At 48.8% G+C, this 12,898-nt stretch carries 13 protein-coding genes; 7 read left to right on the top strand and 6 right to left on the bottom strand.

Annotated features, from left to right (window positions below; genetic code table 11):
- Nucleotides 1-312 precede the first annotated feature (312 nt).
- The 3 genes from K4A83_RS07350 to K4A83_RS07340 are packed head-to-tail and all read left to right on the top strand — an operon-like array spanning nt 313 to nt 1,916.
- Complete coding sequence (locus K4A83_RS07350; protein ID WP_265263818.1) at nt 313-888, top strand: sigma-70 family RNA polymerase sigma factor; 576 nt, start codon at nt 313-315, stop codon at nt 886-888.
- A gap of 17 nt (nt 889-905) precedes the next feature.
- Nucleotides 906-1,295 (top strand): hypothetical protein, encoded by a 390-nt coding sequence (locus tag K4A83_RS07345; RefSeq protein ID WP_265263817.1) that lies wholly within the window; start codon nt 906-908, stop codon nt 1,293-1,295.
- Nucleotides 1,296-1,319: 24 nt separating this feature from the next.
- Complete coding sequence (locus tag K4A83_RS07340) at nt 1,320-1,916, top strand: Spy/CpxP family protein refolding chaperone (RefSeq protein ID WP_265263816.1); 597 nt, start codon at nt 1,320-1,322, stop codon at nt 1,914-1,916.
- A 161-nt stretch (nt 1,917-2,077) separates the two neighbouring features.
- On the opposite strand, the gene K4A83_RS07335 is transcribed toward K4A83_RS07340, so the two are convergent.
- From K4A83_RS07335 to K4A83_RS07325, 3 genes are all read right to left on the bottom strand, one after another.
- Nucleotides 2,078-2,596, bottom strand: a complete 519-nt coding sequence (locus K4A83_RS07335) for a LabA-like NYN domain-containing protein (protein ID WP_017304645.1) — start codon at nt 2,594-2,596, stop codon at nt 2,078-2,080.
- A gap of 203 nt (nt 2,597-2,799) precedes the next feature.
- A complete protein-coding gene (locus tag K4A83_RS07330; protein ID WP_265263815.1) occupies nt 2,800-3,636 on the bottom strand; it encodes a sulfurtransferase in 837 nt (278 codons plus the stop codon).
- Nucleotides 3,637-3,656: 20 nt separating this feature from the next.
- Nucleotides 3,657-4,139 (bottom strand): ATP-binding protein, encoded by a 483-nt coding sequence (locus K4A83_RS07325; RefSeq protein ID WP_407809939.1) that lies wholly within the window; start codon nt 4,137-4,139, stop codon nt 3,657-3,659.
- A gap of 589 nt (nt 4,140-4,728) precedes the next feature.
- Here K4A83_RS07325 and K4A83_RS07320 point away from each other — a divergent pair.
- Nucleotides 4,729-5,865: a PP2C family protein-serine/threonine phosphatase gene (locus tag K4A83_RS07320; protein ID WP_265263812.1), complete on the top strand. Its 1,137-nt coding sequence runs from the start codon at nt 4,729-4,731 to the stop codon at nt 5,863-5,865.
- Between the two features lie 17 nt (nt 5,866-5,882).
- On the opposite strand, the gene K4A83_RS07315 is transcribed toward K4A83_RS07320, so the two are convergent.
- Nucleotides 5,883-6,209: an STAS domain-containing protein gene (locus tag K4A83_RS07315; RefSeq protein ID WP_265263811.1), complete on the bottom strand. Its 327-nt coding sequence runs from the start codon at nt 6,207-6,209 to the stop codon at nt 5,883-5,885.
- 541 nt (nt 6,210-6,750) lie between these two features.
- Between K4A83_RS07315 and crtO the strand changes: the two genes are divergently transcribed.
- Nucleotides 6,751-8,433, top strand: coding sequence for a beta-carotene ketolase CrtO (gene crtO, locus K4A83_RS07310; RefSeq protein WP_407809938.1), 1,683 nt, complete (start codon nt 6,751-6,753; stop codon nt 8,431-8,433).
- Nucleotides 8,434-8,578: 145 nt separating this feature from the next.
- On the opposite strand, the gene K4A83_RS07305 is transcribed toward crtO, so the two are convergent.
- On the bottom strand, nt 8,579-9,196 hold the full coding sequence (locus K4A83_RS07305; RefSeq protein WP_407809935.1) for an RNA-guided endonuclease InsQ/TnpB family protein: 618 nt from the start codon (nt 9,194-9,196) through the stop codon (nt 8,579-8,581).
- Between the two features lie 142 nt (nt 9,197-9,338).
- Nucleotides 9,339-10,580 (bottom strand): BaiN/RdsA family NAD(P)/FAD-dependent oxidoreductase, encoded by a 1,242-nt coding sequence (locus K4A83_RS07300; RefSeq protein WP_265263809.1) that lies wholly within the window; start codon nt 10,578-10,580, stop codon nt 9,339-9,341.
- 161 nt (nt 10,581-10,741) lie between these two features.
- Between K4A83_RS07300 and hypE the strand changes: the two genes are divergently transcribed.
- Nucleotides 10,742-11,785 carry a hydrogenase expression/formation protein HypE gene (gene hypE, locus K4A83_RS07295; RefSeq protein ID WP_407809937.1) on the top strand — a complete coding sequence of 348 codons (1,044 nt, stop codon included), beginning with the start codon at nt 10,742-10,744 and terminating at the stop codon, nt 11,783-11,785.
- Between the two features lie 325 nt (nt 11,786-12,110).
- A complete protein-coding gene (locus K4A83_RS22875; protein WP_321161004.1) occupies nt 12,111-12,890 on the top strand; it encodes a peptidoglycan-binding domain-containing protein in 780 nt (259 codons plus the stop codon).
- The last annotated feature ends 8 nt before the right edge of the window (nt 12,891-12,898 follow it).

Raw genomic sequence — 12,898 nt, 5'->3', positions numbered from 1 at the left:
GTTCATGGACGATTGAGCATCTTGTCCCTGAGAGTCCCTGTTTAACGTTGCACTACTACTTTTCTGATGCTGATACCCCTATTGTTCCCTGCTTTTCTGGAAAACGCACTGATCTTAATCCTATCTTCCAGTGAATTTGATTACCGTCGGTTGTGCCTAGTATCTCTGGTTCAATGCAACTTTAGGCTCTTTTGACTGTGATATAGATCACAAGTAAATAGTGATCTAAAGCACTTTAAAAAAGAGGATCGAAAAATTGAACCTTTTCGGAACCCCCTTGGTCTAAACCTACACAATTGACTGGTGAGGGAAATGCGAGAGGTGTTAACCAATGACTCCACACAAATGAGCGATCGCGAATTAGTGCTGCGATGTCAGCAAGGTGACAGCACCTCTTTCCAGGAACTTTACCAACGGTATCAAAAGCGTGTGCGCTCTACCCTGTATTCCTTATGTGGGAATGCCATGTTAGACGATCTAACCCAAGACGTTTTTCTTAAAGCATGGAAAGGATTGTCCAAACTGCGTCAGGCTTCCACCTTCGGCACTTGGTTGTATCGTATTACTTGGAACGTTGCCCAAGATCAACGGCGTAGATTTGCCGTAATGCGTCAAGAACAGACCGAGGAAGCTTTGAGCGATCGCACGGCTCCAGTCCAACTCACCCCGGATCTTTTGCGACTCCACTACCAAGACTTGGTACAACGAGGCCTCAAGCAATTAGATCTCGAACATCGAGTGGTTTTAGTCTTGCACGATCTCGAAGATGTCCCTCAAAAGGAAGTGGCGAAAATCTTAGACATTCCCCTTGGAACTGTTAAATCTCGTCTCTTTCACGCCCGTAAAGCGTTGCGGCAATTGCTTCAGTCTGAAGGTGTGTCCCTGTGAAAGAGGAAGGAGGAACCATGAACAACAACAACGACCCCAACCGCGACTTAGTGGACTTCTTAAAACAATATCGTCCTGTTCCCCCACAGGTCGATCCCACCTTAGAGGAACGGTTGATGCGGCAAATCATAGACTCTCCCAGTTCCTCATCGATTCATCGTCCGCGTCGTCTTTGGGTGATGGGGGGTGCGCTCATTGCAGCTAGTACCCTCTTAACTTGGATAGTTGTTCCCCGACTGAACCTAAATCGAGTCAGTCCGGTTCTAACTGAATCTGAACAACAGGAGATTGAAGAATTCATGCTCACTCTTTGGGACACCGAAACCCTTAACTCCGAAACCCTGACCAGCAATTGGGATCAGAGTTGGCTCAGTCTCGCCAACTTTGAAACAGAAACCTCCAATTAATACACATAATCAGTAGGGATCACAATGAACAATATTCAAAGAGTCTCCGCCTTGACAGTCGCTCTCCTCACCCTCACCGGAGGGATTGCCCTAGCACAGCCCCTGTTTAACGAGTCGGGCAATGGCTTACAAGCCCAACAAATGCGACCGGGACGAGGGAATTGGGGAGAAGAGAAAGGCCCCAATCATGACCACTTAATGGAAACCCTCAACCTTGATGAAAACCAACGGCAACAAATGCGCGCCATTCATGAACGCAACAGCACCCAAATGAACCAAAGTCGGCAAACCCTGCAAGCGGCTCACCAACGGATGCGGGAACTAATGGGTAGCAGTTCAGCCTCGGAACAGGAATTACGCGCCCAACATAATGAAATCCAACGCCTGCAACAAGAAATGGGGAACTTGCGCTTTCAATCCATGTTGGAAATGCGCAATATCTTGACCCCGGAACAACGCAGTCAAATGAACGAAATGCACCAACAACGGCGCATGAACCGCGATAGCAATTCTCGGATGGGTCGTCCAAGTACGGGATTGCGGAATATTAACCCCGAAGAAGCGGCTCAAATGCGACAACGGATGCAGAATCTGAGAAATAACTCAGAGACAGCCCGCTAAAGTCCATTGTTTCGGCACAACATCACCCACAGTAGTATCCCAAACCATCTTGAGCGCTCGCTATCCTGAAAAACCACGAGCGATCAAGATGTTTTTTTTCGACTGAATGAATACAGGTCAGGGAATCGGTAATAGGAAGCTTAACGGATCAAGGTTGGGGATTAATAATCCATCTTTTCGATATCTTCACGAATATCATTTAAATCAATATAACAATCTGTTGCATTTCGTAATTCTCGGGCAATCATGCCCTCGGTAGAAACAACAGTGATATGAGTGTTTTTTGACCTTAATAACTCTATGGCTCGCTCAAAATCACCATCACCACTAAATAAAACAACCCGATTATACTGTTCGCAGGTGTTAAACATATCTACCACAATTTCTATATCTAAATTCGCTTTTTGGGAGTAACGACCGGATACGTCATCATAATATTCCTTTAAAATTTTTGTGCGGACGGTATACCCTAGGCTAATTAAGGCATCCCGAAAACCTCGCTGATCTTGGGGATCTTTTAATCCGGTGTACCAAAACGCATTTACTAAGGTGACATTATTGCGGTTTTTGAAATATTCTAAAACTCGTCTGGGGTCAAAGAACCAACCATTCTTTTGTTGAGCATAGAACATATTATTCCCGTCTACAAAAATAGACAGACGATTCTCTGTTAAACGCATAAAAATAATACCTAATAAGAAGATTAGGAGATTAGAGTTTAGATTTTAGGGATAAAAGAAACATTATACAGCAGAGTTCTACCTGTGAATAAAACAAGGGGCAACTCTCCCCAAAATGTTCTATCACGAGGGACTGAATAAGCTCGATCTTAATGATCTCAGGAATGGGTTTAGTTGAGCGAATCTAATAAGAAGTTAAGATGTTAGGCCGAGAGGTGATAAGAACACCAATCACTCCAGCCACCAACATAAAGTTTAGCGTTGGGAATACCCGCTAATTCTAACGATAAGAGATTCACACAAGCTGTAACTCCAGAACCACAGTAGACTATGATCTCCTGTTCAGTCCCGATAGTTTGCCAGCGTTGTTGTTGTTCTGCGAGGGGACGGATATGACCGTCGGCGGTACAAACTTCTCGCCAAGGGATGTTCACGGCACCCGGAATGTGACCCGCTTGGGGGTCGATGGGCTCCCGTTCTCCTCGGTAGCGATCGCCATCTCGTGAGTCAATTAAGGTGACAGTAGGCTGATCCTTCCGAGTGAGTACCGTTTGATAGTCCACCACCCAATGGGATTGCGCTTGGGGGATAAACGTCCCAGTTTGGGGGGGCGGACAATCGGCTGTGACAGGATAAGACTGATTGAGCCAACCTGACCATCCCCCATCGAGAATAGCTACCTGCTCATGACCGAAGTAGCGTAAAAGCCACCACAGACGGGCTGCAAAACCCATGGCTGAGTCGTCATAAGCAATGACCCACGTTTCCCCCCATTCCACCCCCATCTGAGCCATTTTGGCGGCAAAGGAGGCTGAATCAGGCAAGGGATGACGACCCCCGTGAGTTCCCCGCATAGACTGTCCTACCGGGGCTGATAAATCTAGATTTAGATCGAGATAATAAGCGCCAAGAATATGACTTTCTTGATATTGATTCCGCCCCCATTGGGGGTTTGCCAATTGAAACCGACAATCCGCGATCGCGATTTGTGGATTGTCCAACTGGTTCACCAACCACTCAGCAGAAACCACTGGATTCATAACGTATAACTCATAACAGTTTAACAGGTTTCCTCATCACAGGTTTCATTAGCCCTTGAATATTGTTTCACAATTAACAAGCAATTACGCTGGTCTTCTGTGCGATTATATTCCAACACATCGGCGATTTTTTGTAAAATCACTAAACCCCGTCCCCCCCCCGCATGGGTATTCATGGGGTCCGCTTGTTCCCTCAGATACTGCTGGAGGGAAAAGGGCGCGCCAGCATCCCAAATCCGCAGGATAATCTGTTGATCATCAACCGTGACTTCAAGATCAATCGGGGTTTCTGGGGGTTTGTCCCGATGAGCATGACGAATGGCATTGGTCAGGCCTTCGGCTAAGGCGAGTTCGCACTGTAACCAATCTTTTTGTTCAATCTCAGGGAGATAAAGGGAGTTAAACCAGGCCAGAGTCCGCTTGAGGATTCTTAATTCCGTGGGGACTTGACGGTAAGCTTGTTTGAGAATAGCCAAGAGAAGCCTTTGGGTAAGCAGAAGCATTTCTAGATAGGCAGGATTGACAGCAATTGTAATTCTACCAAACACCGTTCCTAAATATTCTAAGAACAATCGGAATTGATACCAAGAAGCATCGCTAATTAATTTTGCCAGGCAATTGATTTGTTGCGAATAAATTGACAAATTCTAATCGCTTCATCGATGGCTTGAAATTGATTGGGTTTGGCGTAAACCTTAAATTCGAGAACTAGCATTTTCTGTCTCCGATGGACTTCTATGATAACATATATATCATAGGATTCAGTGAACTAATCTAAAGTCCCCTTAGAAGGGGGAGGTTCTAACCCCAAATTTCCGGTAGCCTATCCCTGCCCCCTTGTTGTGTTCCTTGTCTTTGAGGGGTTCTCTGGTGATGTTTAGCATGGGGGTATGATAGCACTGGGGGCAAGCCATAGGCTAAGACCAAGCCGCCTTAAAAGGTTTGCCCCAAACCGAGTCGTTCCCACAGCGTCTCGAAACGAGAAAGGGGCGGGGCTTGTATCCCATGAATTTTGGTCAAGTCGTCAAAACTAACATAGGATTGCTATAAGAACCTGCTGTCGTCTAACGTTCCTGAAGTGATCACCGTACCATGACGCATATTCTAATCGTTGATGATGATCCTGCGATTCAACTCCTCCTCAAACGTACCTTAACGCGCCAAGGGTATGAAGTGACCGTAGCAGGAAATGGAGTGGAAGGACTCGCCAAAGCCCAAGAACTTTGTCCGGCTATGGTCATTTGTGATTGGGTCATGCCTCAGATGAATGGTCTAGAGGTCTGTCGTCATATTAAGGCTACGCCCCAACTTTCGACGACTTTTTTTATTTTGCTTACTTCTAAAGGATCTGTGGAAGACCGGGTAGAAGGTCTGGATGCCGGGGCCGATGATTTTCTCTGTAAACCGATTGAAATGTTTGAACTCAAGGCGCGCATTCGCTCCGGTTTGCGTCTCCATCAGTTAAGTAGTGATCTCCAATATCAAAAGCGCATTCTAGAAGCCGAATTAGCAGAAGCCGCAGAGTATGTATGTTCTCTCTTACCAGAACCCTTTGAGGATGGGAGATTAGCGGTGGATGTGCGTTTTATTCCTTCTAGCCAGTTGGGGGGAGATAGTTTTGACTATTTTTGGCTGGATGAGGATCATTTAGCCGTCTATTTGTTGGATGTGTCGGGGCATGGTTTGCGGGCAGCTTTGCCCTCCCTGGCAGTTATTAATTTACTGCGTTCTAAGGGGTTGATTCAGGTCAATTATCATCAGCCGAGTGAAGTCCTGCGCGGTCTGAATGAAACCTTTCAAATGACCGCCCGCAATGATAAATACTTCACCATTTGGTACGGGGTTTATAATCGGCGATCGCAGCAGTTAATCTATGCCAGTGCCGGACACCCCCCAGCCCTTCTGCTCAGTAGCACGACCCTAGGGGAAATTTTGGTACAAAAGCTCAAAACCCCCGGTTTTCCAGCCGGAATGTTCCCCGATGTTGAATATACTGATGCCACCTGTCAAATTGAACCAGACTCCTGTCTCTACATCTTCAGCGATGGCATTTACGAGATTAACGCCCCCGATGGGAATCTATGGGGCATTGACCGCTTCATTGAGCAGTTACAGTCCTACTTTGCCCAGCCTGAACGAAATTTAGATTGGCTGATCGAAAAAATAAAACGGATGAATGCCCTCACCTATTTTGAGGATGATTTATCTCTGATGGAAATTAAATTTTAGGCTGGAGAGCATGACCCTCAAGACTCAGCAGCCGTAGCCTGATGGAAAGCGTCCCGATCGGCAAAAATATCAAACACCCGATCCATACTGGTTAACTCAAACAGCATCTTAATCTGTTCATTAATCGAACAGATAAATAGCTTCCTATGTTCAGCCCGCACAGTTTTCAACGCGAGAACGAGCGCCCCTAAGCCAGAGCTATCCATAAACGTCACATCCTTAAAATCAATCAAAATAATCTGAGCGCCATTTCTGACACTCTCATTGATTTCTTGGCGAAACTCGGCCACTTTGGTGCTATCCAAAATTCCAGACGGTTGAACAATTTTAATATTGGGACTCATAACTCCAGGGCAAATGGAAATTAGATCAGTTCTGATAGTATAGCCTGATCGTCTCTTTCCATCATCTCTGACCCCCCGAGGAATCCACGATTGTAATAAAGCGATCGCTCTCTTGTTAAAGTCGGCTGGTGGGGTGTGGCGGGTTTATTATGGTTTTGGTTAGGAGGCAAGGGATAGAGTCTCATGATCACCTGCACCCCAGAAACCGAGTTTTGGCGACTGTCCAAAAAACCGGGTTGATCCTGTACAATTATCAACTAGGATGGCTTTGTTCTAAAATAGAGAAGTCTATAGGCTCAAGACCCGTTGAAATAGCTACGATGAGAGCGCAGTTAGACAGTTCCGGGGGGCGACAGTTCCGATGGGCAATGTTTAACTACATCCCTGAAGACAACAAGCTTTTGGCTTGAGTACCATGAAACATAGTCGCCACAGGGCATTAGGAGACTCTAAACGGACGCAGAGCGAGGGTAAGACTACTTAGGTAGCACATTGCTGTGAAGCGTCAATGAAAAGCGCAACTGTAGCAGAAAGTCAGGTCATGGAAACCTACGATGTGGTGATTATTGGGGCGGGTCATAATGGTCTAGTTTGTGCGGCCTATTTACTAAAAGCCGGATATCGGGTGGTCTTGTTAGAAAAACGCCCGGTTCCCGGAGGGGCTGCCACCACCGAGGAAGTGATGCCCAAGGAAGCACCGGGCTTTAAATTTAACCTCTGTGCCATTGACCATGAATTTATTCACCTCGGTCCAGTGGTGCAAGAATTAGAACTCACCCGCTACGGTTTAGAATACCTACCCTGTGATCCCGTCGTCTTCTGCCCCCAAGCCAATGGGGACTATTTTCTCGCCCATCAGTCTGTCGCCGCCACCTGTGCCGAAATTGCCCGCTATAGTGACCATGATGCCCAACAGTACGCCGAGTTTACCCGCTATTGGCAACAACTAGCCCGGGCGATCGCACCCCTCTTCAACGCCCCCCCAATGGCCCTCTTAGAAATTGCCCGCAACTTCGAGTCAGACAACTTGAAAGACCTACGCGCCCTCCTCGGCTCCAAAAACAAAGTTCTCGACTTTATCCGCACCATGATCACCTCCCCCAGCGACCTCCTCAACGAGTGGTTTGATCATGAAGTCGTCAAAGCCCCCCTCGCCCGTCTCGCCGCCGAAATCGGCGCGCCCCCCTCCCAGAAAGGCATCGCCGTCGGATCCATGATGATGGCCATGCGCCACGCCCCCGGAATGTCTCGCCCCAAAGGAGGAACAGGTGCCCTCACCGCCGCCCTCGTTAAATTAGTGTTAGCCCTCGGCGGGAAAATCTACACCGACCAAGCCGTGGAACGCCTACTCATCGACAACGGAAAAGCCGTCGGAGTCGCCGTGGCCGGAGGCAAAGAATACCGCGCCACCCAAGGTGTCATTTCCAACCTTGACGCACAACGCCTCTTTCTCCAACTCATTGACCCACAAGACACTGACCCCCAACTCCGTCAACGCATTGCCCGCCGTATTGTGAACAACAATGAAACCATCCTCAAAATTGATTGCGCCCTCTCCCAAGCCCCCCGTTTTGAGGGCTATGGTCATCAAGACAACTACCTGATTGGCTCCATCCTGATCGCCGACTCCGTAGATCATGTAGAACAAGCCCACTCCCTCTGCTTATTCGGCGAAATTCCCGACCAAGACCCCTCCCTCTACGTGGTCTGTCCCACCGTCCTCGACCCCACTATGGCCCCCGAAGGCCATCACACCCTCTGGATTGAGTTTTTCGCCCCCTACCAAATCCGCAACGCCGCCGGAACAGGCTTAAACGGCACCGGATGGACCGATACCCTGAAAAACCAAGTAGCCGACCGCGTAATTGATAAACTCGCCACCTATGCCCCGAATTTAAAATCCTCCATCCTCGCCCGTCGTGTAGAAAGTCCCGCCGAACTGGGAGAACGTTTAGGGGCTTATAAGGGCAATTATTACCATTTGGACATGACCTTAGATCAAATGGTATTCTTACGACCTTTACCGGAGTTAGCAGACTATAAAACCCCCATTGAGGGCTTATATTTAACCGGGGCCGGCACCCATCCGGGAGGCTCCATTTCCGGGATGCCCGGCCGCAACTGCGCCCGAGTTTTTCTCGCTCGTCAACAACCTTGGGGCCAAAAGTTAGGAGAGGTACGAAATTCCTTACAGTCCTTTGTGCAAGCCGCTTTAGGAATTTGAATGTTTTGCGTGGGAGAGAAACATTTTGTTAAAAACCCGTCCCGATTTCTTATTCCCTACTCAATTTGTTTAATGCTCAGGTCAATCGGCCACCTCACCACTCAATTCCAGTCCATCTCACTCCATCGTTAACAATACCTGTGAACTACCCCACCCTGCCGTTGGCGAGGATGGGGCTTCCTGATTCAACGGGAACTGCATCTAACAAAACCGATGTTTTGCCAGGTTGTCTTACACTCCCTCCCCAGGCAGTATCGCTGGTTCCCAACGACAAGATCCGCAAGGCTTCATTTCTGATATTTTGGGCTGCGTTGACATCTCGATCATGGCAAGTCTCACAATGTTGACATTGCCATTGACGAATATCCAACGACAAACTATCTACTCGGTTGAGGCAAACGTGGCAGGTTTTAGAGGATGCAAAGAAACGGTCAACCTCAATATAGGTTTTTCCTTCCCACTCCGCTTTATATTTAAGCATTGTGCTAAACATTCCCCAGCCCACATCACTAATCGCCTTGGCTAGTTTGGGGTTTCGTACCATCCCTTTTACATTCAGATTCTCTACAGCAATAACTTGGTTTTCGTTGACTATCTTGCGGGATAGTTTGTGTAGAAAGTCCTCACGGCAACGGGCCGTCTTGCTATAAACCTTAGCTACTTTTTGTTTAGCTTTAGTTCTATTCTGACTCCCCTTTTGCTTGCGGGATAGTTTTTGTTGTTGGCGTTTAAGGTTACGGCCGATAATATTGTAGCTGCTCATCCGAGAATTCGCGATCGCTCAGTTTGTTTATTGGTTGCTATTCATCCCCTCCCTGCAAGGGAGGAAGCAAGTCTAACCCCGATTAGACGGAGAATTCTTAAATTTAGGATGCCGTTGGGCAGGGATGGGACAGCAGGGAATTTTAGGGATTCCCGATTCCTTGTCCAGCTAACCAACCTGTAGTCCAGGCATTTTGGAAATTAAACCCTCCAGTAATGCCATCAATATCCAGAATCTCCCCGGCAAAATATAGCCCCGGACAGCAACGACTTTCCATAGTTTTAAAATTAATTTCCCCTAATTTAATCCCGCCACAAGTGACAAATTCTTCCTTAAAAACCCCTTTCCCCAAAATGTGATATTCTCCCCCGGTTAATTCCTGTACTAAGGCATTGAGGGCGGTCTTGGGTAACTCCGCCCAAATGCGTTGCTCTTCGATGCCCACCGTTGTTAAAAAACGTTGCCAGAGTCGCTTAGGGAGGGAAACGGGACAAGAATTGGTGATTTTGCGCTTGGGGGTGGCTTGTTTAGTCGCTAATAGGTGTTGACGAAGGGTTTCGGGGTTAAATTCGGGGAGCCAGTTAATCCGTAAAGGGAGTTTATACTGATGTTCTTGTAATACTCGCGCCCCCCAAGCGGAGAGTTTGAGAATAGCGGGGCCACTAAGTCCCCAGTGGGTGATTAAGAGAGGGCCAGTTTGGCTGAATTTTAGCTTGCCGGGGGTTTGTAAATGGACGGTGACGGGATCGACACTTAATCCAGCTAAACCTTGTAAACGAGGGTCTTGGAGGTTAAAGGTAAAGAGAGAGGGAACCGGGGGAATGATTTGATGGCCAAGGCTTTGGGCCCAACGGTAGCCCGTGGGATGACTTCCGGTAGCGATGAGGAGGCGATCGCACCGTAACCCCTCCCCCGACTTCAACCCCACCTCAAACCCCCCCAACTCCAACCGTTGCACCCCCTGCACCGGGCAGCCCGTCCGCAACAGGACTCCCGCCTTCCGTGCCGCCTCCAGTAAACAATCCACAATCGTCCCCGAATCATCCGTCACCGGGAACATTCGCCCATCGGCTTCCGCCTTCAACCGGACCCCCCGCGACTCAAACCAAGCCACCGTATCCTTCGCCCCAAACCGTGTCAAAGCCCCCCGTAGAGCCTTCCCCCCGCGAGGGTAATTTTGACAAAACAAAGCCGCATCAAAACAATGATGGGTCACATTACAGCGCCCCCCACCGGAAATCCGCACCTTCCCCAAAGGCACTCGTCCCGCCTCCAAAAGCGTCACCTTAGCCCCACACCCAGCCGCCGTAATCGCCCCAAAAAAACCCGCCGCACCGCCACCAATCACTAAAATCTGGAGTTGATTATTGACACTCCCATTCATCAAAACACTCCTTGATTGCAGTATTTGCCCAGTCAGCTAGCCACAGTATAGGCTTTAATATAAACCTTCGGCTGAGGTCGTTCCATCTTAAACCAAGCCATCTTAGGTAGGTTAACATGATTCCCCTCAACCACTCCTTTACTTACCCCGCCGTCAATTTCATGAGCGATTTTAACCTCTCCTGTCCCATTCCCTTAGATCAATACCCCCAAGTCCTATTAGCCCACGGCGGCGGAGGCAAACTGATGAACCAACTTATAGAACAGATGTTTGCTCCCACCTTCCAAGCTGCCACCCCGCCCCACGACTCCATCCGCCTTAACTTACCCAGCGAGAAAATCGCCTTTACTACCGACTCCTATGTAATTAATCCCCTCTTTTTCCCCGGCGGTGATATTGGGTCTCTCGCCATTCATGGCACCGTCAATGATTTAGCCATGAGTGGAGCCCGTCCCCTCTATCTCAGTGCTGGATTTATCTTAGAAGAAGGCCTAGACATGACCCTGTTGTGGCGTGTTGTCCAGTCCATGCAGCAGGCCGCCCAGCAAGCCGGAGTCCAAATTGTCACAGGGGACACAAAAGTAGTAGACCGGGGCAAGGGAGACGGTATTTTTATTAATACCGCAGGCATTGGCATCATTGAACATGAACAAATCATCGCCCCCCTCTCCGTCGCCGTGGGAGATCAGGTGCTGTTAAGCGGAGATTTAGGTCGTCATGGTATTGCCATCATGGCCGTGCGGGAAGGATTAGCCTTTGAAACCACCATTGAGAGTGATTCGGCATCCGTTGCTCCCCAAGTCTTGCAATTACTGGACGCTGGCGTTGAAATCCACTGTTTACGAGACTTAACCCGAGGAGGACTAGCCAGCGCCCTGAATGAAATTGCCAGTAGTGCCAAGGTGCAAATTCACATCATAGAACGTGCTGTTCCCCTGCGGGAAGACGTGCAGGGGGCCTGTGAAATATTGGGCTTTGACCCCCTCTATGTGGCCAATGAGGGGCGATTTATTGCCTTTATCCCCCCTGATGGAGTAGATCAGGCGCTGGGGATTTTAAAGCAATTTGATCCCCAAGCGGCTGTTATTGGGACTGTGACAGCAAAGACAACAGATTCTTTCGGTCTAGTGACTCTAGAAAGCGGAATTGGAGCGACCCGTATTGTAGATATGTTGAGTGGAGAACAGTTGCCGCGCATTTGTTAGTTCATCCGCGCCCATAGCCCCACGCTCTCCCATTGCCGTAGCCTGCCGCAGTCATAGGGGAGTGTCGGGAGGAAGTCACGAGGTTTCTGGTGGGATCAACTACACAAAAATTCACTCTAAAAGGAGGACAGTTCGGGATAAAAACTTTAGAATTGAAGGTAGTGGAAATACTGAGAAGCAACTACGTTTGAGAACGTTCGTCTCAAAATGATCCGTAAAGGATAGATAATTTTGAAGTTTTTTTTATACCTACAATCCTTCCGAGTCCCTCGGACTCCGATGTTCTCAACATGATATCTCAGCTACATTTAGGAGATTTTTTTGGATGGATACTTTATCTTTAAGCCACGTTTACGCTTGTTACGAAGAAACCGAACAGATTGAGTATGAATTGGAGACATTGAACTTTTTCAACTGGCGGCATATTCCTAGTGCTGTGTGGTTAGGTGCTTTGGCGACTGGGGTATTAGCCACCAGTGTAATGGTGGCAGCGCCTGCTTTTGCCCTGCGTGTGCAAACTCCCAACGGTAGCCCCCTCTGCGCTCGGAATCAGCCTTCTGCCTCTGGGCCTTGCTTGACGGTGAGCAATGGGGCGCCGCTCTTACCTGTGGTGGCCAGAAGTGGGGACTGGCTACAACTTTCTAGTGGTCGTTGGGTTTATGGTCCTTATACGACGGCTCAAGCGCCTCAGCCTCCCGTGGGTGGGGGTCGTGCGCGTCGGGTGAGTACGCCCAATGGTGGAACATTATGCGCTCGGAATCAACCCTCTGCTACAGGTGCTTGTACTGCCGTGCGCAATGGGGCGGTTTTACTGCCTGTGGTGGCTCAAAGTGGCGACTGGTTACAGCTTTCTAGCGGTCGGTGGGTCTATGGCCCCTATACAGCTTCGGTGAATGGTGCAACAAGCCCGGGAACTGGGGGCGTGATGTTGCGCATGGGTTCAACGGGGGACGCGGTGCGGCAAGTGCAAACCCGTTTAGCTGTGACGATTGATGGGGTTTATGGCTCGAATACGGCGGCGGCTGTGCGTCGTTTCCAATCTCAACAGGGTTTACTGGTGGATGGCATTGTGGGGCCGCAAACTCGTTCTGCCCTGGGGTTGTAATATCCTGA

This window comes from Spirulina subsalsa FACHB-351 (genome assembly GCF_026130165.1).
GTDB classification, from domain to species: Bacteria; Cyanobacteriota; Cyanobacteriia; order Cyanobacteriales; family Spirulinaceae; genus Spirulina_A; species Spirulina_A subsalsa_A.
The sequence above is the reverse complement of the archived record's forward strand: the minus strand, read 5'-3'. Positions and strand labels throughout refer to the sequence as shown.